The sequence below is a fragment of the Streptomyces lycii genome (assembly GCF_009735685.1).
Taxonomy (GTDB): domain Bacteria; phylum Actinomycetota; class Actinomycetes; order Streptomycetales; family Streptomycetaceae; genus Streptomyces; species Streptomyces lycii.
In genome coordinates, this window is the sequence record NZ_WHPN01000109.1 from 1 (window position 1) to 22,717 (window position 22,717).

Annotated in this window: 18 protein-coding genes and 1 riboswitch; of the genes, 13 read left to right on the top strand and 5 right to left on the bottom strand. The window is 73.8% G+C overall.

All coding sequences use genetic code 11. The annotated features are described in order from the left end of the window. On the bottom strand, positions 1–2,415 hold a 2,415-nt coding region (locus tag GCU69_RS04935), incomplete at its 3' end, for a DNA gyrase/topoisomerase IV subunit A (protein ID WP_156205225.1). Between the two features lie 192 nt (positions 2,416–2,607). Here GCU69_RS04935 and GCU69_RS04940 point away from each other — a divergent pair. From GCU69_RS04940 to GCU69_RS04955, 4 genes are all read left to right on the top strand, one after another. Then, positions 2,608–3,999, top strand: a complete 1,392-nt coding sequence (locus GCU69_RS04940; RefSeq protein WP_176604531.1) for a M16 family metallopeptidase — start codon at positions 2,608–2,610, stop codon at positions 3,997–3,999. Then, a complete protein-coding gene (locus GCU69_RS04945) occupies positions 3,996–5,384 on the top strand; it encodes a M16 family metallopeptidase (RefSeq protein ID WP_098754011.1) in 1,389 nt (462 codons plus the stop codon). The genes GCU69_RS04940 and GCU69_RS04945 overlap by 4 nt, the downstream gene beginning before the upstream one ends. Before the next feature lie 318 nt (positions 5,385–5,702). After that, positions 5,703–5,857, top strand: a riboswitch (cyclic di-AMP (ydaO/yuaA leader). Positions 5,858–5,870: 13 nt separating this feature from the next. Beyond that, on the top strand, positions 5,871–6,665 hold the full coding sequence (locus tag GCU69_RS04950; protein WP_098754012.1) for a M23 family metallopeptidase: 795 nt from the start codon (positions 5,871–5,873) through the stop codon (positions 6,663–6,665). 448 nt (positions 6,666–7,113) lie between these two features. Next, entirely contained in the window at positions 7,114–7,824 is a 711-nt protein-coding gene (locus GCU69_RS04955; protein WP_235978235.1) for a GntR family transcriptional regulator, read from the top strand. 391 nt (positions 7,825–8,215) lie between these two features. Here the strand turns inward: GCU69_RS04955 and GCU69_RS04960 are convergent, their stop codons facing one another. Beyond that, entirely contained in the window at positions 8,216–8,497 is a 282-nt protein-coding gene (locus GCU69_RS04960; RefSeq protein ID WP_098754014.1) for an HPr family phosphocarrier protein, read from the bottom strand. Positions 8,498–8,643: 146 nt separating this feature from the next. Between GCU69_RS04960 and GCU69_RS04965 the strand changes: the two genes are divergently transcribed. Genes GCU69_RS04965 through GCU69_RS04980 form a run of 4 tightly spaced genes read left to right on the top strand, consistent with a single transcriptional unit; the run spans position 8,644 to position 14,048 of the window. Then, positions 8,644–11,427, top strand: coding sequence for a bifunctional acetate--CoA ligase family protein/GNAT family N-acetyltransferase (locus tag GCU69_RS04965; RefSeq protein WP_176604529.1), 2,784 nt, complete (start codon positions 8,644–8,646; stop codon positions 11,425–11,427). Between the two features lie 47 nt (positions 11,428–11,474). Then, positions 11,475–12,068, top strand: a complete 594-nt coding sequence (locus tag GCU69_RS04970) for a DUF5998 family protein (RefSeq protein WP_098754015.1) — start codon at positions 11,475–11,477, stop codon at positions 12,066–12,068. 5 nt (positions 12,069–12,073) lie between these two features. Beyond that, on the top strand, positions 12,074–13,270 hold the full coding sequence (locus GCU69_RS04975) for an alkaline phosphatase family protein (RefSeq protein ID WP_098754016.1): 1,197 nt from the start codon (positions 12,074–12,076) through the stop codon (positions 13,268–13,270). 34 nt (positions 13,271–13,304) lie between these two features. Then, the gene (locus tag GCU69_RS04980) at positions 13,305–14,048 is read left to right on the top strand and encodes a thymidine kinase (RefSeq protein ID WP_098754017.1); all 744 of its coding nucleotides are present in this window, start codon (positions 13,305–13,307) and stop codon (positions 14,046–14,048) included. On the opposite strand, the gene GCU69_RS04985 is transcribed toward GCU69_RS04980, so the two are convergent. Further along, entirely contained in the window at positions 14,023–14,775 is a 753-nt protein-coding gene (locus GCU69_RS04985; protein WP_098754018.1) for a VOC family protein, read from the bottom strand. The two genes, GCU69_RS04980 and GCU69_RS04985, sit on opposite strands and share 26 nt — an antisense overlap. Before the next feature lie 227 nt (positions 14,776–15,002). Here GCU69_RS04985 and GCU69_RS04990 point away from each other — a divergent pair, with 227 nt between their 5' ends. From GCU69_RS04990 to GCU69_RS05000, 3 genes are all read left to right on the top strand, one after another. Beyond that, a complete protein-coding gene (locus GCU69_RS04990; protein ID WP_098754019.1) occupies positions 15,003–15,830 on the top strand; it encodes a sulfurtransferase in 828 nt (275 codons plus the stop codon). Between the two features lie 44 nt (positions 15,831–15,874). Then, positions 15,875–16,276 (top strand): hypothetical protein, encoded by a 402-nt coding sequence (locus GCU69_RS04995; RefSeq protein ID WP_156205227.1) that lies wholly within the window; start codon positions 15,875–15,877, stop codon positions 16,274–16,276. A gap of 223 nt (positions 16,277–16,499) precedes the next feature. Then, the gene (locus GCU69_RS05000; RefSeq protein ID WP_098754021.1) at positions 16,500–17,312 is read left to right on the top strand and encodes a MerR family transcriptional regulator; all 813 of its coding nucleotides are present in this window, start codon (positions 16,500–16,502) and stop codon (positions 17,310–17,312) included. A 267-nt stretch (positions 17,313–17,579) separates the two neighbouring features. Here GCU69_RS05000 and sepH read toward each other — a convergent pair whose 3' ends face one another. Both sepH and GCU69_RS05010 read right to left on the bottom strand, forming a co-directional pair. Further along, a complete protein-coding gene (gene sepH, locus GCU69_RS05005) occupies positions 17,580–18,773 on the bottom strand; it encodes a septation protein SepH (protein ID WP_156205228.1) in 1,194 nt (397 codons plus the stop codon). Positions 18,774–19,221: 448 nt separating this feature from the next. Continuing rightward, positions 19,222–20,544, bottom strand: a complete 1,323-nt coding sequence (locus GCU69_RS05010) for a D-arabinono-1,4-lactone oxidase (protein ID WP_156205229.1) — start codon at positions 20,542–20,544, stop codon at positions 19,222–19,224. Between the two features lie 108 nt (positions 20,545–20,652). On the opposite strand from GCU69_RS05010, the gene GCU69_RS05015 reads away from it, so the two are divergent. Continuing rightward, positions 20,653–21,792 (top strand): ferrochelatase, encoded by a 1,140-nt coding sequence (locus tag GCU69_RS05015; protein WP_156205230.1) that lies wholly within the window; start codon positions 20,653–20,655, stop codon positions 21,790–21,792. Next, positions 21,789–22,643: an inositol monophosphatase family protein gene (locus GCU69_RS05020; RefSeq protein WP_098754025.1), complete on the top strand. Its 855-nt coding sequence runs from the start codon at positions 21,789–21,791 to the stop codon at positions 22,641–22,643. Before GCU69_RS05015 ends, GCU69_RS05020 begins: the two co-directional genes overlap by 4 nt. Positions 22,644–22,717 lie beyond the last annotated feature (74 nt).

Sequence of the window (22,717 nt, forward strand, 5' to 3'; positions counted from 1 at the left end):
CAGCGGGACCCCGGAACCGTCCCGGCGCGGGTCCTGCTCCGGCAGCTCCGCCGGGGCGCCCGTCTTCGTCGCCGCCCGGGCCGGTGCGGGTCCCGCCCACGCGAAGACCAGCCGGTCCTCGCCCTTCAGAAAGCGCTGGCAGCGCACCCCGCCGGTGGCCCGGCCCTTGCGCGGATACTGGTCGAACGGTGTGACCTTGGCCGACTGCTGGGCCAGGTCGGCGAGCGCCCCCGACGCCCCGGCGACCGTGAACACCACGGCGTCACCGGCCGGGTCGACCGCCGAGAACGCGATCACCTTGGCCTCGCCCGTCAGCTTGATGCCCGTCATGCCGCCCGCCGCACGGCCCTGCGGCCGCACCTGTGCCGCCGGATAGCGCAGCAGCTGCGCCTCGTCGGTGACGAAGACCAGGTCCTCCTCGCCGGTGCGCAGCTCGACCGCGCCGACGATCCGGTCGCCGTCCCGCAGCGAGATGACCTCCAACTCGTCCTTGTTCGCGGGGTAGTCGGGCACCACGCGCTTCACGACGCCCTGCTCGGTGCCGATGGCCAGCCCCGGCGAACTCTCGTCCAGCGTGGTCAGGCAGATCAGCTCCTCGCCCTCGTCCAGGGTGAGGAACTCCGCGACCGGGGCGCCACCCGCCAGGTTGGGGGCGGCGTCCGTCTCGGGCAGCATCGGCAGGTCGATCACCGGCAGCCGCAGCAGCCGGCCGGCCGAGGTGACCGCGCCCACCTGCGCGCGGGCCGTGGACGGCACGGCGGAGACGATCACGTCGTGCTTGACGCGCTTGGCCGGACCGCTGCCGAGCGGATCGCCGTTGGCCGTACGGGCCAGCAGCCCCGTCGACGACAGCAGCACCCGGCACGGGTCGTCGGCGACCTGCAGCGGCACCGCCGCGACCGGGGCGTCGGCCGACTCCAGCAGCACCGTGCGCCGGTCGGTGCCGAACTTCTTGGCCACCGCGGCGAGCTCGCCGGAGACCAGCTTCCGCAGCTCGGCGTCCGACTCCAGGATGCGGGTCAGCTCCTCGATCTCGGCGTTGAGCCGGTCCCGCTCCGACTCCAGCTCGATCCGGTCGAACTTCGTCAGCCGCCGCAGCGGGGTGTCGAGGATGTACTGCGTCTGCACGTCGCTCAGCGAGAAGCGCGCCATCAGCGACTCCTTGGCCTCCGCGCTGTTCTCACTCGACCGGATGATCCTGATGACCTCGTCGATGTCGATCAGCGCGACGAGGAGGCCCTCGACCAGGTGCAGCCGGTCCCGGCGCTTGCGCCGCCGGAACTCGCTCCGCCGCCGGACCACCTCGAAACGGTGGTCGAGATAGACCTCCAGCAGCTCCTTGAGGCCCAGCGTCAGCGGCTGGCCGTCCACCAGCGCGACGTTGTTGATGCCGAAGGACTCCTCCATCGGGGTGAGCTTGTAGAGCTGCTCCAGCACGGCCTCCGGGTTGAAGCCGTTCTTGATCTCGATGACCAGCCGCAGGCCGTGCGCGCGGTCGGTGAGGTCCTTGACGTCGGCGATGCCCTGCAGCTTCTTGGCGCCGACCAGGTCCTTGATCTTGGCGATGACCTTCTCGGGGCCGACGGTGAAGGGCAGTTCGGTGACGACCAGCCCCTTGCGGCGCGCCGTGACGTCCTCCACGGCCACCGTGGCGCGGATCTTGAAGCTGCCGCGGCCCGACTCGTAAGCGTCACGGACCCCGCTCAGCCCGACGATGCGGCCGCCGGTCGGCAGGTCAGGGCCCGGCACGAACTTCATCAGCGTCGTCAGATCGGCGCCCGGGTGTCTGATCAGGTGCCGGGCGGCGGCGACGACCTCGCCGAGGTTGTGCGGCGGCATGTTGGTCGCCATCCCGACGGCGATCCCCGAGGCGCCGTTGACCAGCAGGTTCGGATAGGCCGCCGGGAGCGTCACCGGCTCCTGCTCCTGGCCGTCGTAGTTCGGGGTGAAGTCGACGGTCTCCTCGTCGATCGACTCCGTCATCAGCGACGTCGCGGCAGCCATCCGGCACTCGGTGTACCGCATGGCGGCGGGCGGGTCGTCGTTGCCCAGGGAGCCGAAGTTGCCGTGGCCGTCGACCAGCGGGAGCCGCATGGAGAAGGGCTGGGCCATGCGCACCAGCGCGTCGTAGATCGACGCGTCACCGTGCGGGTGCAGCTTTCCCATCACCTCGCCGACCACCCGCGCGCACTTCACGTACGAGCGGTCGGGGCGCAGGCCCATCTCGTTCATCTGGTAGACGATGCGCCGGTGCACGGGCTTCATGCCGTCGCGGGCGTCGGGCAGCGCTCGCGAGTAGATCACCGAGTAGGCGTACTCCAGGAAGGAGCCCTGCATCTCGTCGACGACGTCGATGTCGAGGATGCGCTCCTCGAAGGGCTCCGGAGGCGGGGTCTTCGTGACTCGGCGGGCCATCGCGGCTGCTGCTCCTTAGAACTGCGCTGAGCTTCGTTCTGACGCGGACCATTGTGGACCCCGCCACGGACAGCGGCGTTCACGACCCGTCCGAAGCGCACGGTACGGGAACTTCGCCAGCTGTCATCACGCTTGCATACAGTGGCAGCACTCATCTCCAGCGCAGTCTTCATCCGCGATCGAAGGGACTACATGCCCATGGGTCACACGGCCACGCAACAGGCCGGGTCCGGCGGCCTGACAGCGACCGAGCACCGACTGGCCAACGGCCTGCGCGTGGTGCTTTCCGAGGACCACCTGACCCCGGTCGCCGCGGTCTGCCTCTGGTACGACGTCGGCTCGCGCCACGAGGTGAAGGGCCGCACCGGCCTGGCTCATCTCTTCGAGCACCTGATGTTCCAGGGCTCCGCGAGCGTCAAGGGCAACGGCCACTTCGAGCTGGTCCAGGGGGCCGGCGGTTCCCTCAACGGCACCACGAGCTTCGAGCGGACCAACTACTACGAGACGATGCCCGCCCATCAGCTGGAGCTCGCCCTCTGGCTGGAGGCGGACCGGATGGGCAGCCTGCTCTCCGCGCTCGACGAGGAGAGCCTGGAGAACCAGCGCGACGTCGTCAAGAACGAGCGCCGCCAGCGGTACGACAACGTCCCGTACGGCACGGCGTTCGAGAAGCTGACCGCCATGGCGTACCCCGAGGGCCACCCGTACCACCACACCCCGATCGGCTCGATGGCCGACCTGGACGCCGCCTCCCTGGAGGACGCCCGGAGCTTCTTCCGGACGTACTACGCGCCGAACAACGCCGTGCTGTCGGTCGTCGGCGACATCGACCCGGAGCGGACCCTCGCCTGGATCGAGAAGTACTTCGGCTCCATCCCGGGACACGACGGCAAGCAGCCGCCGCGCGACGGCTCGCTCCCCGAGACCATGGGCGGGCAGCTGCGCGAGGAGGTCGTCGAGGAGGTGCCCGCCCGCGCGCTGATGGCCGCCTACCGGCTGCCCGAGGACGGCGGCCGCGCCGCGGACGCCGCCGACCTGGCGCTGACCGTGCTCGGCGGCGGCGAGTCGTCCCGGCTGCACAACCGCCTCGTGCGGCACGACCGGCTCGCGGTCGGCGCGGGCTTCGGGCTGCTGCGGCTCGCCGGTGCCCCCTCGCTCGGCTGGCTGGACGTCAAGGCGTCCGGCGGTGTGGAGGTGCCGGACATCGAGGCGGCGGTCGACGACGAGCTGGCCCGGTTCGCCGCGGAGGGTCCCACCCCCGAGGAGCTGGAGCGGGCGCAGGCCCAGCTGGAGCGCGAGTGGCTGGACCAGCTCGCGACGGTCGGCGGCCGTGCCGACCAGCTCTGCCGGTACGCCGTCCTGTTCGGCGACCCGCAGCTGGCGCTGACGGCGGTGCAGCGCATCCTGGAGATCACCGCCGACGAGGTCCGGGAGGTGGCCGCGGCCCGGCTCCGCCCGGACAACCGCGCGGTGCTCGTCTACGAGCCCGCGGAACCGGCGGAGGACGCCGCCGCGGACGACGGGGAAGCCGCCACCGGCGACGAGACCGCTACCGGAACCGGAGAAGGAGAGGCGGCCCAGTGAGCGACGCCGGCACCACCATGACGTTCCACCCCCAGCCGCAGCCGGGGGAGGCCACCCCGTGGGCCTTTCCCGCGCCCGAGCGCGACACGCTGCCCAACGGCCTGACGGTGCTGCACTGCCACCGCCCCGGCCAGCAGGTCGTGGCCGTGGAGGTCAACCTGGAAGCGCCGCTCGACGCCGAGCCCGAGGGCCTGGACGGGGTCGCCACCATCATGGCGCGCGCCCTGTCGGAGGGCACCGACAAGCTCAGCGCCGAGGAGTTCGCCGCCGAGCTGGAGCGCTGCGGCGCGACCCTGGACGCGCACGCCGACCACCCGGGCGTCCGGGTCTCCCTGGAGGTCCCGGCCTCCCGGCTGGCCAGGGCACTGGGGCTGCTGGCCGACGCGCTGCGCGCTCCGGCCTTCCCGGACGGAGAGGTCGAGCGGCTGGTCCGCAACCGCCTCGACGAGATCCCGCACGAGCAGGCCAACCCGGCGCGGCGCGCGGCCAAGGAGCTGTCCAAGGAGCTCTTCCCGGCCGGCTCCCGGATGTCCCGCCCCCGGCAGGGCACCGAGGAGACGGTCGCGCGGATCGACGCCGCGGCCGTCCGCGCCTTCTACGAGGCCCATGTGCGGCCCGCGACCGCGACCGTCGTGGTCGTCGGCGACTTCACCGGCATCGCGCTGGCGGAGGTGCTGGCCGACACGCTGGGCGCCTGGACCGGCGACACCGCCGAGCCGCGACCCGTACCGGCGGTCACGGCGGACGACACCGGCCGGGTCGTCATCGTCGACCGCCCGGGCGCGGTGCAGACGCAACTGCTGGTCGGCCGCGTCGGCCCGGACCGGCACGACCGGGTCTGGGCGGCGCAGGTGCTCGGTGTCTACTGCCTCGGCGGCACCCTCACCTCCCGGCTGGACCGGGTGCTGCGCGAGGAGAAGGGCTACACGTACGGCGTCCGCGCCTTCGGCCAGGTCCTGCGCTCCACCCCGGAGGGCACCGGGGCGTCCCTCCTGGCCATCAGCGGTTCGGTGGCCACGGAGGTCACCGGCCCGGCCCTGGAGGACACCTGGCGGGTGCTGCGCACTCTCGCCGCGGAGGGGCTCGGCGACGACGAGCGGGACACCGCCGTGCAGAACCTGGTGGGCGTCGCCCCGCTGAAGTACGAGACCGCGGCCGCCGTCGCCGGGACGCTGGCCGACCAGGTCGAGCAGCACCTTCCGGACGACTTCCAGGCGCAGTTGTACGCGCGGCTGGCCGAGACGGGCACGGTCGAGGCGACGGCGGCCGTCGTCAGCGCCTTCCCGGTCGACAACCTGGTGACGGTGCTGGTCGGTGACGCGTCCGTCATCGAGGAGCCCGTACGGGCGCTCGGCATCGGCGAGGTGAAGGTGGTCAGCGGCTGACCGGCTCTCCGCGCTGACGGTCCGTCGGCACATCGGCTGACGGGCCGTCAATGCCGAACGGCCCGCAGGCGGAATTGCCTCGGGCCGTTCGGCGTGCGAGGGCCCGGGAGCGCCGAGGGTGGACTTGGGGGAGACGAAGACCTTGTCCCGGTTTGCTCCGCGACGGCGGGGCTGTCGTGTGTCCGGTTTGCTGTAGAGCCTGCCGGTCTCTCCTGTGGTGAAGACAACAAAAACCCGGTTCTGTTTGGCTCTTGCGCCGCGTCCCGCTTAGCGTCTTCCCGGCTGTCCGGCCGAGCACGAGCCGCAAACCGCGGCACCGGGCAGTCATCGCCCAATCCCTCCGGCGCGAGCCGAGGGGAGCCGGGGACCCACGTCCTTGGGGTGAATCGGACGCCTCCGCCAGGTGGTGTCCGTAGGAGACCTTCCTGCTCCGAACCCGTCAGCTAACCCGGTAGGCGAGAAGGAGGGAAAGGAACAGCCACGCCCATGGCGTTGACCCGTGCTGCCGGGAAATCCGGAAAGCATCGCCGTCCCAGCCGTCGCACGACCCGTTCCGGTGTCCAGGCCGCAGGCGTCGCCACGCTCGCCACCGGCGGTGTCGTCGCCACCCTCGCCGGTCCCGCGCTCGCCGCGGACCGCGACACCGGGAGCGCCGAGGACACCGGCCTGCACCGGGCCGTCGTGCTCACCGACACGATCGAACAGCGCATCGGCGACCAGGCCGAGGCCCAGCGGTCCGCCGCCGAGGAGGCCGCCGAGCAGGCCAGGGCCGAGGCGGAGGCCAAGCGCCGGGCCGCCGAGGCCCGGCGGATCGCCGACGCCCGGGAGAAGGAGAAGGAGCGCGCCGCCCGCGAGGCCGAGCGGAAGCGGCTGAACACCTTTGTGTCGCCCGTGGCGGGAAGTTACGTCTCCACGTCCTACCTCGCCTCCGGCTCCGCCTGGTCCTCCGGCAGCCACACCGGGGTGGACTTCCACGCCGCGGCCGGCACCCCGGTCCGCTCCGTGGGCACCGGCACCGTCGTGGAGGCCGGCTGGGACGGCTCCTACGGCAACAGCGTCGTGATCAAGATGAACGACGGCACCTACACCCAGTACGGCCACCTGTCCTCGATCGCCGTCTCCGCGGGGCAGCAGGTCACTCCGGCCCAGCAGATCGGCCTGGCGGGCAACACCGGCAACTCCTTCGGGGCCCATCTCCACTTCGAGGCCCGGACCACCGCCGAGTACGGCTCGCACATCGACCCGGTCGCCTACCTCCGTTCGCACGGCGTCTCCCTCTGACGGGAGCGCCGGAACGGCCGGACGCGCCGCGCCCACGGCGGGCACAGCGGAACGGGTCCGGCGCACCGGAACGCCAGACGCACCGGAACGGCCGGAACCGCCCGCCCCGCCCCGGCGTCCCCGCGTCACCCCAGAAGGCCCCGGCCCCCGGCCGGGGCCTTCGGCGTGCCCGCTGGGGGCCTTCGGCGTGCCCGCTGGGGGCCTTCGGCGTGCCCGCTGGGGGCCTCCGGCGTGCCCGCTGGGGGCCTCCGGCGTGTCCGCCGGGGGGCCTTCGGCGTGCCCGCCGGGCGCGAGCCGGACTTCCTCCTGCCGCAGGCCCCGGCGGCCGGAATGCACATGCCGGATCCCCGCTGCCGTCAACAATTCTCGTTTTGTGGAATACAGTTCGGTAATGGCGTCGAGTACGCGCGTTTCACGGGAACTGAGGTCCGGTCATGCGGAGTCGCGGGTGAAAGGCGATACGGCGGCGGCCGGCGGCCGCCGCATTCCGGCACACGCGGTGTGCGACGCGATCCGGGACGACATCGTCTCCGGGGTGTATCCCTTCGGCGGCAGGCTGACCGAGGAGCTGCTGGCCCGCCGCTACGGGGTGTCCCGGGTCCCGGTCCGCGAGGCCCTGCGCACCCTGGAGTCCGAGGGGTTCGTCACGACCCGCCGGCACGCGGGCGCGTGTGTGGCCGAGCCGTCCGAGCAGGAGGCCGCCGACCTGCTGGAGATGCGGGCCCTGCTGGAGCCGCTGGGGGCGGCCAGGGCGGCCCAGCGCCGCACCGAGGCGCACCTCAAGGTGTTGCGGGGCCTGGTGCGGCTGGGGCGCGAGCGGGCCCGCCAGGGACAGCACGCCGACCTGCGCCCGCTGGACGGCTGGTTCCACGAGACCCTGGCCCAGGCGTCCGGGAGCCCCAGCCTGGTTGCGCTGCTGACCCAGGTCCGCCGCAAGATCGCCTGGGTGTACGCGGCACCGCAGCCGCCGTCCACGGCCGAGCTGTGGAGCCGGCGCGGCGCCATAGTCGACGCCGTCGCGCGCGGTGACGCGGAACGGGCGCGGACGCTGATGGCGGCCCATGCGGAGCTGCCGCCGCCGGACGGTTACCGGCTGCGCCGCCCGGCCGCGGTGAGGAATCCGAAACAAACCGTCAACATCTCTCGCGCCCGGAATTAACAGAACGGCCGTAGAAAAGGAGTGGACGGAAATGCTCCGCTGCATTTCCGCGCGGCAGCCTGTCCTCGGGTAAATCGCAGAGGCCCGGAAAACGGCGGAGCCGCGGCCGCCGCAAAGGGCTGCCGCGGCTCCGCCGCGCTGTTCTCCGGGCCCGGGGGCTGTCCCGTAATCCCCGGCCGACCGGCGCACTGCGCCGGACGCGGTGCGCCACCGGGCGAAGGGCGCGCCTCGTGCCGGGCGAACACCGGGCGAAGGGCCGGCCTCGGCCGAGCGACCCCCGGCGATCCCCGGCGACACCGAGCGCATCCGCGCGGTCCGGCCACGCGGTTGCGCTGTGCCGTGCCTGCCGTCGTGCGCCCGCCGGGGACCGGGGGAGAGCCCCCTGCGCCGGTCAGACCGTCTCGGGAAGCTCCTCGAGGCCCTCGGCGACCAGCTTCGCCAGCCGCTCCAGCGCGGCCTCGGCGCCGTCCGAGTCCGAGGCCAGCACGACCTCCTCGCCGCCCTGGGCACCCAGGCCCAGCACCGCGAGCATCGACGCGGCGTTGACGGGGTCGCCGCCGTTCTTGGCGATCGTCACGGGGATGCCGGTGGCCGTCGCCGCGCGGACGAAGATCGAGGCGGGACGGGCGTGCAGGCCCTCGGCCCAGCCGACGTTGACGCGGCGCTCTGCCATGGTGTTGCCCTTCGGATCTTGGGAGGGACTGTTGTCTAGACCAGTCTCTCACGGTGCTGTGGGTGCTCGACCCGGCCTTGCGGGGGCCACCGTACCCGGCGTCCGGGTTCCCGCGAAGCGGGCCCCTCGGCCGTACGCTGGACCCCATGCAGACGCCGCCTGCGCACGCGTACCCGACCCACTGGGAGGCCGACGTCGTACTGCGCGACGGCGGCACCGCCCGGATCCGCCCGATCACCCCGGACGACGCGGAACACCTGGTCAGCTTCTACGAGCAGGTCTCGGACGAGTCGAAGTACTACCGCTTCTTCGCGCCCTACCCCCGGCTGTCCGACCGCGATGTGCACCGCTTCACCCACCACGACTACGTCGACCGGGTGGGCCTCGCGGCGACCGTCGGCGGCGAGTTCATCGCCACCGTCCGCTACGACCGCATCGACGCCTCCGGCCGCTCCGCCACCGCGCCCGCCGACGAGGCCGAGGTCGCCTTCCTCGTCCAGGACGCGCACCAGGGCCGCGGTGTCGCCTCGGCCCTGCTCGAACACATCGGCGCCGTCGCCCGTGAGCGCGGCATCCGCCGCTTCGCCGCCGAGGTCCTCCCCGCCAACACCAAGATGGTCAAGGTGTTCACGGACGCCGGCTACACCCAGAAGCGCAGCTTCGAGGACGGTGTCGTCCGGCTGGAGTTCGACCTGGAACCGACCGACCGCTCCCTGGCCGTCCAGCGCGGCCGCGAGCAGCGCGCCGAGGCCCGCTCCGTCCAGCGGCTGCTCGCCCCCGGCTCCGTCGCCGTCGTCGGCACCGGCCGGCAGCCCGGCGGCATGGGCCGCACCCTGCTGCGCGGCCTGCTCGACGGAGGGTTCACCGGCCGTGTGCACGCGGTCAACCACGCGTTCCCGGAGGACCTGACGGTCCTGGAGCCGGAAGGAGTGCCCGCCCACCGCTCCGTCGGGGCCATCGGCGAGCCGGTGGACCTGGCGGTCGTCGCCGTACCGGCCCGGTCCGTGCCCGCGGTGGTCGCCGACTGCGGCGAGCACGGCGTCCAGGGCCTGGTCGTCCTCTCCTCCGGTTACGCCGAGAGCGGCGCCGAGGGCCGGGAGCGGCAGCGCGAGCTGGTCCGCCAGGCCCGCTCCCACGGCATGCGGATCATCGGCCCGAACGCCTTCGGCCTCCTCAACACCGCCCCGGCCGTCCGGCTCAACGCGGCCCTCTCGCCCGAGCTGCCGCCGCCCGGCCGGATCGGCCTGTTCACCCAGTCCGGCGCCATCGGCATCGCCCTGCTCTCGGCGCTGCACCGGCGCGGCGCCGGGCACATCGGCGTCTCCAGCTTCGTCTCCGCGGGCAACCGGGCGGACGTCTCGGGGAACGACTTCCTGCAGTACTGGTACGACGACCCGGACACCGATGTCGCCCTGATGTACCTGGAGTCCATCGGCAACCCGCGGAAGTTCACCCGGCTCGCCCGGCGCACCGCCGCCACCAAGCCCGTGGTCGTCGTCAAGGGCGCCCGGCACACCGGCTCCGCGCCCACCGGCCACGCCGTGCCCACCACCCGCATCCCCGACGCGACGGTCTCGGCTCTCTTCCGGCAGGCCGGCGTGATCCGTGTGGACACCGTCACCGAGCTGGTCGACGCCGGGCTGATGCTCGCCGGCCAGCCGCTGCCGCGCGGCCCGCGCGTGGCCATCCTCGGCAACTCCGAGTCGCTGGGCCTGCTCACCTACGACGCCTGCCTCACCGAGCGGCTGCGCCCGCTGTCCCCGGTGGACCTCACCACCGCCGCGACCCCGGACGACTTCCGCGAGGCGGTCACGGCGGCGCTCGACGACGACGCCGCGGACGCGGTCGTGGTCACCGCCATCCCCTGGGTCGGCGACACCGCCGAACAGCTGCCCGAGGAGGGCCCGGCGCTGGCCGCGGCGCTGCGCGACGCGGTCGCCGCGAGCCCCGCCCGCAAGCCGGTCGCCGTCGTCCACCTGGAGATGGAGGGCCTGGCCGCGGCCCTCGGCGCGCCCCCGCCCGCGGAGCCCGGCCCGGACCCGGCCGCCCCGCCCGGCCCCGGCATCCCCGCCTACCCCGCCGCGGAGCGGGCGGTACGGGCCCTCGCCGAGGCCGTGCGCTACGAGGAGTGGCGGCGCCGCGACGCCGAGCCCGGCCGGGTTCCCGAGTACGAGGACATCGACGAGGCCGGGGCGGGCGCCGAGATCGAGGCGCTGCTCGACGCCGCGGAGGACGGCCCGCGCAGCTTCCCGCTGCCCGCCGGTCCCGCGGCGTCCCTCCTCGCCCGCTACGGCATCGCCGTACGGCCCTCCCTCCCGGCACCGGACCCCGACGCCGCGGCCCGTGCGGCGGCCCGGCTCGGCTACCCGGTGGCGCTCAAGACGACCGCCCCGCACCTGCGGCACCGCGCCGACCTCGGCGGTGTCCGCCTGGACCTGCCCGACGAGGAGGCGCTGCGGCGCGCCCACGGGGAGCTGACCGGCGCCCTCGGCAAGCCCGAGGAACTCCGCCCGGTCGTCCAGGCCATGGCGCCCCGGGGCGTGGACACCGTCGTCCGCGCCGCCATCGATCCCGCGGCCGGCGCCGTCCTCTCATTCGGCCTGGCCGGGGCTCCCTCGGAGCTGCTCGGCGACACCGCGCACCGTCTCGTCCCGGTGACCGGCCGGGACGCCGCCGAGCAGATCCGGTCGGTCCGCGCCGCCCCGCTGCTCTTCGGCTGGCGGGGCTCGCAGCCCGTGGACACCGCCGCCCTGGAGGACCTGCTGCTGCGCGTCTCCCGGCTGGTCGACGACCACCCGGAGGTCGTCGCGGTCGAGCTGGAGCCGGTCGTGGTCGCCGCCCGCGGACTCGCCGTACTGGGCGCCTCGGTCCGTCTCGCACCGTCCCCGGCCAGCCCCGACCTGGGCCCGCGGCGGCTGCCCGTGTACTGAGCCGGAGCGGGGGCGGTCCGGCCGCCGGCGCCCCGTAGGATGGAGCCATGGCGAAGACCGGTACCACCACCCAGGGGTTGCGCGCGGCGATCGAGCGCAGCGGCTACTACCCGGCCCTCGTGGCCGAGGCGGTGGAAGCCGCCGTGGGCGGTGAACCGGTCGCGTCGTTCCTCGTGCACCAGGAGACCACCTTCGACTCCAACGAGGTCCGCCGCCATGTGACCGTGCTGGTGCTCACCGGCACCCGCTTCATCGTCAGCCACACCGACGAGCAGGCGGCCGACGGCACCTCCCCGTCCCCGTACGCCACGACCTCCACGGAGTCGGTCAAGCTCGGCCGGATCTCCTCGGTCGTGCTCAGCCGGGTGGTGGCGAACCCGGAGTCCTACACCCCGGGCACCCTGCCCCGCGAGGTGGTGCTCACCATCGGCTGGGGCGCCGTCAGCCGTGTCGACCTGGAGCCCGCCGCCTGCGGGGACCCCAACTGCGAGGCGGACCACGGCTACACCGGCAGCACCACCGCCGACGACCTCAGCCTGCGGGTCAGCGAGGCCGGTGACGGCCCCGACGCCGTCCGCCAGACGCTGGCCTTCGCCCAGTCGCTCTCCGAGGCCACGGTCGCCTCGACCTCCGGCCGCTGACGCCGATGGCACAGCCCGCGTCCGCCGGTTCCGCCTGGCCCGAGCCGCAGCCCCTCGACCCGCGTTCCGCTCCCGTCCCGCGCTACGGCACCGGCTCGCTCGCGGACCTGCTGCCGACGCTCGCCGCCGGCCAGGGCGTACCGGGCCAGCAGGCGGGGCTCGGGTTGCCGGCCGCCGACCGCAACTGCGTCTTCCTCGTCGACGGCCTGGGCTGGGAGCTGCTGCGGGCCCACCCGGACGAGGCGCCCTTCCTGACCTCGCTGCTGGACAGCTCCCTCGGCGGCACCGGCCGCCCGCTGACCGCGGGCTTCCCGTCCACCACCGCGACCTCCCTGGCGTCGGTCGGCACCGGTCTGCCGCCCGGCGCGCACGGCCTCGCCGGGTACACCGTCCGGGACCCGGCGAGCGGCGCGCTGATGAACCAGCTGCGCTGGCGGCCCTGGACCGATCCGCACGTCTGGCAGCCGCATCCCACGGTCTTCCAGGCCGCCGACGCCGCGGGCGTCCACACCTGCCAGGTCTCCGCTCCGGACTTCGAGCAGACCCCGCTGACGAAGGTCGCGCTCAGCGGCGGCACCTTCCACGGGCGGCTCACCGGCGAGGAGCGGATGGACCTGGCCGCCGAGCAGCTCGCCGCCGCCGACCGGGCGCTCGTCTACACGTACTACAGCGAGGTCGACGGCAAGGGCCACCGCTTCGGCGTGGACTCCGACGCCTGGCGCGGCCAGCTGATGTACGTCGACCGGCTGGCGCAGCGCCTCGCCGAGCAGCTGCCGCCCCGCTCCGCGCTCTACGTCACCGCGGACCACGGCATGATCGACATCCCGTTCGACGAGGAGTCCCGGTTCGACTTCGACGAGGACTGGGAGCTGAAGGCCGGCGTCGCCCTGCTGGGCGGCGAGGGCCGCGCCCGGCATCTGTACGCCGTGCCGGGCGCCGCCGGGGACGTCGAAGCCGTCTGGCGCGAGGTGCTCGGTGACCGGATGTGGGTCGCGGGCCGGGACGAGGCGATCGCGGCGGGCTGGTTCGGCCCGGTCGAGGAGCGGGTCTACGGCCGTATCGGCGATGTGATCGCCGTGGCCTGCGACGACGTCGCGGTGACCGCCTCGCGCACGGAGCCCAACGAGTCGACCATGGTCGGGCTGCACGGCTCCATGACCGCCGCCGAACAGCTCGTGCCGCTGCTGGAAGTCCGTACCTGACCCCCGCGCTCCGACCGGAAGAACCCTCTCAGCCATGCCCGAACTTGTCTTCTTCAGCGGCACGATGGACTGCGGGAAGTCGACGCTCGCGCTGCAGATCGAGCACAACCGGTCCGCCCGCGGCCTGCAGAGCCTGATCTTCACCCGTGACGACCGGGCCGGCGAGGGGAAGCTCTCCTCCCGGCTCGGCCTGGTCACCGAGGCCGTCGAGGCGGCCGGGGACTTCGACTTCCACGCGCACCTGGTGGCCCACCTCTCCGCCGGCGGCCGGGCCGACTACGTGATCGCCGACGAGGCGCAGTTCCTGTCCCCCGAGCAGATCGACCAACTGGCCGGAGTCGTCGACGAACTGGGCATCGACGTCTTCGCCTTCGGGATCACCACCGACTTCCGCGGCAAGCTCTTCCCCGGCTCCCAGCGTCTGATCGAACTCGCCGACCGGGTCGAGACACTCCAGGTCGAGGCGCTGTGCTGGTGCGGCGCGCGGGCCACCCACAACGCCCGCACGGTGGGCGGCCGGATGGTGGTGGAGGGCGCGCAGGTGGTCGTCGGCGACGTGGGCCTGTCCGGCGGCGACGCCGACGAGGTGGGCTACGAGGTGCTCTGCCGCCGCCACCACCGGCGCCGCACCACGGCCGCCGCCGCCCGCGCCGCGGCGCTCTCCCCGGACGTCCTGCCCGTGGACCGGCCCGCCCCCGAGCCCGCGGACCCGCCGGGACGGGCGGCCGCACCGGTCGTCGGCGGGCCGCCCGTCAGCGGGCCGAACGCAGCAGGCTGAACACGGCGCCCTCCGGGTCGGTGACCGTCGCCGCGCCCCGCCCCGAGGGGTCGTCGCCCGAGGCTCTGAGCACTCTGCCGCCCAGTTCGGTGACACGGCGGGCGGCGGCGTCGGGGTCGTCGGTCTCGAAGTACGTCATCCAGCGCGGGGCCCGGTCCTCGTCCGACATCCGCACGGCCGCGACGGGGCGGCCCTCCAGATGGAGCGTGACCAGTTCCGGGCCGGCGTCCTCGGTCTCGTAGCCGAAAACAGTCGCATAGAACTTCACGACCGTGACGTCCGGGGTCAGCAGCTCGTTCCACGCCTGGGTCCCCGGCTCCCCGGCGGCCATCGCCCCGGTCAGCCCGTGTCCCTGCCACACGCCGAACACCGCGCCGTACGGGTCCGAGGCGATGACGAGCCGCCCCGCGTCGCCGGCGCTCAGCGGGCCGACGGCCACCGTGCCGCCGCAGGCCCGGATCTGCTCCGCGGTGGCGTCCGCGTCGTCGGACGCCAGATAGGTGGTCCAGGATCCCGGCAGATGACGCCCCGGCGGGAGCACGCCCATGCCCGCGACCTCCCGGCCGCCGAGCTGCGCGCGGACGTACGGGCCGAGCTGTCGGGGTCCGGGCGCGAACGTCCAGCCGAACAGGGCGCCGTAGAACTCCTCCGTCGCGGCCAGGCTGTGCGCCATGAGGCTCACCCAGCAGGGCGTGCCCGGCGTGCGCCGGGTCACTGGCTCGGTCATCGTCAGTCTCTCCTCGGGATCCGCCGGACGTGCCGTCGCGCGCGAAGGGCGCCTGAGCGGTGCAACGGCACCGGCCCGCGTCCCCGGGGACGGCCGCGCCACAGCGCGCGGCTTTGCCGAGAAGGATGCCCGTTTTGCAGTTGCGTATACGCACAGATGGCCGCGGTGTCCGAGAGGCACCCCAGGACGGCTGGTTTCCGAAGGAGCGGTGGCGGGAGGATGGGGCCATGGAACCCACGATCACGGCCTCCGCCCTCGCCCGGCGGCTCCCGGCACCGGTGCTGCTCGACGTCCGCTACCAGCTGGGAGGCCCGCCCGGCAGGCCCGCGTACGAGGCGGGACACATCCCCGGCGCCGTCTACGTCGACCTGGACACCGAGCTGGCCGGGAAGCCGGGACCTGCCGGCCGCCACCCGCTGCCGGACACCGGCGTCTTCCAGGCGGCCATGCGCCGCGCGGGCGTCTCGGCGGACCGCGAGGTCGTCGTCCACGACGGCGGCCAGGGCTGGGCGGCGGCGCGCGCCTGGTGGCTGCTCCGCTGGGCGGGCCACCCGTCCGTACGGGTCCTCGACGGCGGCCTCGCCGCCTGGACGGCGGCGGGAGGCGAACTGACCACGGAGGAGACACGGCCCGCCGAGGGCGACTTCACCGTCGTACCGGACAGCGTCCCGCGGCTGACCGCCGACGAGGCGGCGGAGCTGGCCCGGACCGGTGTGCTCCTGGACGCCCGGTCGGGGGAGCGGTACCGCGGCGAAACCGAGCCGATCGACCCGGTCGCCGGGCACATCCCGGGCGCCGTCTCCGCGCCGACCACGGACAACGTCACCGGGGACGGCCGCTTCCGGCCGGCCGGTGAACTGGCCGAGCGCTTCCGGGCCCTGGGCCTGACCGCCGGCACCCCGGCCGGCGTCTACTGCGGCTCCGGCGTCTCCGCCGCGCACGAGATCCTGGCCCTGGCCGTGGCGGGCGTCCCGGCCGCCCTGTACGTCGGTTCCTGGAGCGAATGGTGCTCCGACCCGGCACGCCCGGTCGCGACCGGCCCGGAGCCCGGCTGACCGGGCAACCGGCCGCCCGTACGGGGCTGTTACATTCACCGTCCATGCGATCACGTGAGTTCGACCGCGACTTCCGCGAGCGGTCCCGGCGGACCCGTGCCCGGGGCATCGGCTTCTTCGCCGTGGCCGGGCTCCTGTGGGGCTGGTGCGCCCTGCTGCTCCTCACCCCGTACGAGGTCGACCGGAAGCCCGGTGACCCGTACCCGGAGGAGTGCGTGTCGCGGCTGTTCACGGACGGGGACACGGCGAACGAGGGCCTGTTCCGCGGGGACTTCTGCGAGAACGAGCGGGACTGGCCGGAGGCACTGGCCGTTCTCGGGCTGTCCGTCCCGGCGGCGGTCGTCGGTGCCGTGCTCTTCACCAGCGGAAGCGTGAGCTGCCGGATGAGCGCCCATGCCCAGGCGATGCGCGAGCTGGACCGGCTGAGCGACCCGCCCCGGGCGTAGTGCCGGGACGGGGAGCCGACCGCGAGCCCCGTACACACGCGAGATCCCCCGGTGCCGGGCGAACCCGCTGCCGGGGGCGGAGCGAGCCGTGCGCCGGCCGGCTGGTCCGGCCGGTCCCGCCAGTCGTGTCGCTTTGGGCAACGTCCGTCCAGACCCCGGTGCCCGGTACTGCGAAGACGGGGTTGACTCTCGCACTGTGTCAGCCAGTGAAGTGGCCGGTGTCATGTTCAGCATTGGAGCATTCGCCAAGTACGGCGGCGTATCGGTGCGCATGCTGCGCCACTATGACGCCGTGGGGTTGTTGCGTCCCGCCCATGTCGACCCGCACACCGGCTACCGGTTCTACGAAGCCGGCCAACTGGCCCGGCTCAACCGTGTGATCGCGCTCAAGGAGTTCGGCCTCACGCTGGATCAGGTGGGGGCCGTCCTCGACGGTGCACTGGAGGCCGGTGAGTTGCGCGGGATGCTGTGGTTGCGCCGGGCCGAGCTGGAGTCGGCCATGGCGGCCGACGCGGCGCGGATGGCGCAGGTCGAGGCGAGGCTTCGGATGATCGAGAGTGAGGGACAGATGTCGTCCGACGACGTGGTGGTCGAACGGATCCCGGCGATGCGTGTGGCAGAGCTGACGGCCGTTGTCGAGAGCTTCGAGCCGCAACTCGTCACCCCGGTGATCACCTCGCTCTACGAGGAGTTGTGGAGCCGGATGCAGGCCGCCGGGCTCCGGGCGAGCGGCGCGGCCGTCGCCTACTACGAGAAGCCCGAGGGGCCGGTGACCGTGCATGCGTCCATCCCCGTCGACTCCGAGCCGGCCCCGGTGCCCGACTTCTCCGTGGTGGATCCACCGGAGGTGGAGGCCGCGACACTGGTGCGCAAAGGCCCGGCAGAGCAGGTCATCCCCAGCGTTCAGGCGCTTGCTCGATGGATCGACACCAATGGCTGTACGTCGACGGGTCCCGCCCGTGAAGTCACTCTCTCCTGCCCGCACTGCGGCGACCACGCGGTGACCGAGTTGCAAGAGCCGGTCGCCCGCCGCTGAAGTGCCCTCGCCGCACTCGGGTACGGCAGCAGAGAAGGATGGCGGCGAACGGAGTGCGGCCCGGCGGGCGATGGCGAGGTTGTCGCATCGCCCGGCCAAGCCGCCGCCACCGTTCGAGGTGGTTGACGCAGCGTTCGACGGCGTTCCTCTGCTGGGACGCCTCCCCGTCGAAGCCGGGCGGGCGTCCGCCTCGGCGGCCCCGCCGCAGGCGGGGCCGCCCCTACCCGCCTACCCGGTCACCCGACCAACCGATCAAAGAGATACGGCCTAGTCCTGCTTCTTGCGGCGGGTGCCGAAGACGATCTCGTCCCAGCTGGGCACCGCCGCGCGGCGGCCCGGCCGTACGCCGTCCGCCTCCGCCTGACGGTCGGTGGTCCCCGTCAGCCGGTCCCGGTGTCCGCCGACCGCGCGCGGCATCAGCACGTCCGCGTAGGCCGAACCGGCACCCGCCGCGGCGGCGGGCGGCGCGGACGCCGGCGGCTCCTCGGCCTCCGGCTCGTCGTCCGACGGCACGTCACCGGGCTCCGCGCGGGACGAGGACGTCTGCTCGGGCACGACCAGGTCGCCGCGGAAGCTCGGCACCGCCTCCAGCAGGCTGGTCAGCGAGTCCCGCTCCCCGGCCCCCGAGCCGGTGGCCGAGCCTGTGGCGCCGGCCGCGCCGGTCTCGTCGCCGTCCGCGGCGTAACCGGTCGCGGTGCGGTCGGCGCGCTCGGTGCGGTCGCCGCGCTCCGTCCAGTCCGGGCGCTCGGAACGGTCGGGCCGCTCGGAACGGTCCGGCGGTACGGCCCGGTCCAGCGGCCGATCACGCGGCAGCCGCGCGATCCGGGGCACGAACGGGATGCTCGGCTCGGGCGTGTCGTCGGTCTCGCCGATGAGCGACCGGGCCTCGTCGTCGACCGCCTGGACGAGACGGCGCGGCGGGTCGTAGGTCCAGCTCGCCGTGTGCGGCTCGCCCGCCACCCGGTAGCCGAGCAGCACCTCCCAGGTGCCGTCGTCCCGCCGCCAGGAGTCCCACTGCACGGTGTCCTTCTCCGCGCCGCGCAGCAGCAGCCGCTCGGCGACGGCCTCGCCGAGCTGGGGACCGGTGTTCTCGCCGGGGCGTCGCACGGGAGTCTTGCGGGCACGCTCGGCCATGAACGCGCGCTCGGCGAGCACGGGGCCCTCGAAGCGCCGTACCCGCTCCACGGGGATGCCCGCGAGCTGGGCGACTTCCTCGGCGGTGGCGCCGGACCTTATACGGGCCTGGATGTCCCGGGGGCGGAGGTGGCTCTCCACCTCGATCTCGATCTGGCCGAGACGCGCCCGGTCGTTGCGCACCGCGGCGCGCAGACGCTCGTCGATCGGAAGGGTGTACTCCGTGCTGTCCGCAGCCTTCAGCACCAGCCGTGTGCCGTCGTTGCTGACGGCCACGACGCGCAGTTCGGGCATCGGGACCTCCCGGGTGGTGCCTGCCGACGTCACGTGCGTCGCTGCTTCCGCTAGACGAGTGTGGCCTGCCCGGGTGCAGCCTGCCACAACATTGCCGAGTTGCCCGGCGTGTCGGGCATCGGCCCTGATCCGCCGTATCAGACACGGTCCAGCCGCTCGCCACGCAGCGTGACCCTGTCGTCCGTCCTGTGCACCCTACCCATGTCCGGCCGCGACTCCGCCAGTCGGAGTGCCGTCCCGGGGCCTCTTCCGCAGGTCCGGGCGGCCGGACAGGGGCCGGAGCCAAGGTTCGTCAGACTACTCCATTCGGGCCATCCGGGGTGGGGTGGCGCGCAGTTGACTTTGCGGCAGGGGGCGAACCAGGCGGTTTGCGGTAACCGTCGGAGGTGGGGAGATTCACACGATCCACAGAAGCGGAATCTTCATCTCCGCTACCGTGTACGGACAGTGACGACGGGCCATGGGAAGCCGGCCCCGCCGGTCAGTCCCCGAGGACCCGCCGCAGATACGGGTTGCCGAACAGGCGCCCGGGATCGAGCCGGTCACGGAGCGCGGTGAACTCGCCGAACCGCGGGTAGACCCCGGCGAGATACGCGGCGTCGCGGGTGTGCAGCTTGCCCCAGTGCGGCCGCCCCCCGTGCGCCGTCATGATCCGTTCGACCGCGGAGAAATACCCCTGGTACGGGGTGCCCCGGTAGAGGTGCACGGCGATGTACACGCTGTCCCGGCCGGACGCGGTGGACAGCGTGATGTCGTCGGCCGGTGCCGCCCGTACCTCGACGGGGAAGCCGATACGGAAGTCCGAGCGGTCCACCAGCGCCTTCACCTCCCGCAGGGCGGCCATCCCGGCCTCGCGCGGGACGGCGTACTCCATCTCCGTGAAACGAACCCGGCGGGGGCTGGTGAAGATCTTGTAAGGGATGTCGGTGTACGTCCGGGCCGACAGCGCCCGGCTGGCGATCCGGGCGATCCGGGGCACGGCCGCGGGCACCGCCCGGCCCACGGAACACGCGAGCTGGAAGACGCCGTTGGAGAGGAACTCGTCCTCGAACCAGGCGCCCGCCCGGCCGAGCGGCGCGGCCGGGCCGGAGGTGCGGTTGTTGCGCTTGGTGTTGCAGTTGCCGGTGTGCGGGAACCAGTAGAACTCGAAGTGGTCGTTCTCGGCGACGAGTTGGTCGAACGCTCCGGTGACCCGGTCGAAGGACATCGGGGCCTCGTGCGCGGTGAGCAGGAACAGCGGCTCGACCGCGAAGGTGAGGGAGGTGACGACGCCCAGGGCGCCGAGCCCCGTCCGGGCGGCGGCGAACACGTCCGGGTGCTCCCGCTCCGAGCAGCGCAGCAGCGAGCCGTCCGCGATGATCATCTCCAGCTCGGTGAGCTGCGCGGCGACGGACGCCGAGTCGCGCCCGGTGCCGTGCGTCCCGGTGCCCACGGCTCCCGCGGCCGTCTGCCGCATGATGTCGCCCATGTTCGCCAGGGACAGGCCCGCGGCGGCCAGGTCCTCGTTGAGCTGCCACAGCGGGGTGCCCGCGCCGACCGTGACCGTCCCCGCCTCCCGGTCGATCCGCCGGACCCCGGCCATCCGCTCGGGGCGTATCAGCACCCCGTCGGTCGCCGCGGCCGCCGTGAACGAGTGGCCGGTGCCGACCGCCTTCACCCGCAGTCCGTCCTCGGCCGCACGCGTCACCGTCCGGGCCAGCTCCGCGACGGAGGCGGGAGCCGCCGTCCGGGCGGGCCGGGCCGTGACAGTGCCCGCCCAGTTGCGCCACTCGGTGCCGGGCGCCGTGCCGCTCTTCCCGCTCACGCTTCTTGATCCCTCCGCCGCCGGCCTCGAGTATCGGCTCCCGGCGGGCGCCACGTCGACACCCGGGCGTCGTTCCGGCTGCCGGAGGCGGGTGGCAGGATCGGCGTCATGTCCGATCAGTCAGATTCCGCTCCGTACGACGCCCTGCTCCTGCTGTCCTTCGGCGGCCCCGAGGGCCCGGACGACGTGGTGCCGTTCCTGGAGAACGTCACCCGGGGCCGGGGCATCCCGCGCGAGCGCCTCGAGGAGGTGGGGCAGCACTACTTCCTCTTCGGCGGTGTCAGCCCCATCAACGACCAGAACCGCGAGCTGCTCGCCGCCGTCCGCGAGGACTTCGCCGCGCACGGCCTCGACCTGCCGGTGTACTGGGGCAACCGGAACTGGGCCCCGTACCTGAGCGACACCCTGCGCGAGATGGCGACCGCCGGCCACCGCCGGATCCTCGTCCTCGTCACCAGCGCCTACGCCTCCTACTCCGGCTGCCGGCAGTACCGCGAGAACCTCGCGGAGTCGCTGGCCCTGCTGGAGGACGAGGGGCTGCCCGTGCCGCGCGTCGACAAGCTGCGGCACTACTTCAACCATCCCGGCTTCGTACGGCCCATGGTCGACGCGACCCTCGCGGCCCTCGCCGAGCTGCCCCAGGACGTCCGCGCCGGCGCGCACCTGGCGTTCACGACGCACTCCGTGCCCACCGCCTCCGCCGACACCTCGGGCCCGCCCGGGCAGCACGGCGACGGCGGCTCGTACGTCACCCAGCACCTGGACGTGGCCCGGCAGATCGCCGAGGCGGTGCGCGAGACCACCGGCACCGAGCACCCGTGGCAGCTCGTCTACCAGTCCCGCAGCGGCGCGCCGCACATCCCCTGGCTGGAACCGGACATCTGCGACCACCTGGAGGCGGCGCACGGCGCGGGCGTGCCCGCGGTCGTCATGGTCCCCATCGGTTTCGTCTCCGACCACATGGAGGTCATCTACGACCTCGACACCGAGGCCGCCGCGAAGGCCGCGGAGCTGGGGCTGCCGGTCTCCCGCGCGAGCACGGTCGGCGCCGACCCGCGGTTCGCGGCCGGCATCCGCGAGCTGGTCCTGGAACGCGCCGCCCGCGAGCGGGGGCAGGCCGTGGACCGGTGCGCGCTGGGCGCGCTCGGCCCCAGCCACGACCTGTGCCCGGTGGGCTGCTGCCCGGGCCGGACGCCGAAGCCCGCCGCGGCCGGAGCCGACGACCCGTACCTCGAGGACGCCCGGTGACCGGGGCGACGGCGGAGCAGCTGCTGTCGGTGGCGCGCGAGGCCGCGCACCGGGCCGGGACGCTGCTGCGCGACGGCCGCCCGGCCGACCTGGAGGTCGCCGCGACGAAGAGCAGTCCCATCGACGTCGTCACCGAGATGGACCTCGCGGCGGAGAAGCTGATCACGGAGTTCATCGCGGAGCGCCGTCCGGAGGACGGCTTCCTCGGCGAGGAGGGCGCCGACCGGACGGGCAGCAGCGGGGTCCGGTGGATCATCGACCCGCTCGACGGCACCGTGAACTATCTCTACGGGCTGCCGACGTGGGCGGTGAGCATCGCGGCGGAGGCGGACGGCGAGACCGTCGCCGGGGTGGTGGCGGCCCCGGTGCGCGGCGAGACGTTCCACGCCGTGCGGGGCGGAGGCGCCTGGCTGGGGGAGCGGCGGCTCGCCTGCCGGCCGTCGCCGCCGCTGGAGCACGCGCTCGTCAGCACCGGCTTCAACTACCTCACCGGGCGCCGCACCCACCAGGCGGCGGTGGCGCAGCGGCTGCTGCCGCTGATCCGGGACATCCGGCGCGGTGGTTCGGCGGCGATCGACCTCTGCGACCTCGCGGCGGGCCGGCTCGACGGCTACTACGAGCGGGGGCTGCACCCGTGGGACTTCGCCGCGGGCGAGCTGATCGCCCGGGAGGCCGGTGCCCTCACCGGCGGCCGTCCGGGTGAGCCGGTGTCGGGGGACCTGACGGTGGCCGCCACACCGGGCGTCTTCGAACCGCTCCAGCGCCTGCTGGAGGACTTCGGCGCCTGGCACGACGGGCAGCGCTCCGAGGACCCGTCCGCGGACGGGCGTCCCGCCGGCGGGGCCGGCTGAGCCGGTGGCGCTCCGGGCGCCGGCGCAGCGGCGGGCCCCGGCGGACGCGAGGGCGCCCCGGTACCGTCTCGCGG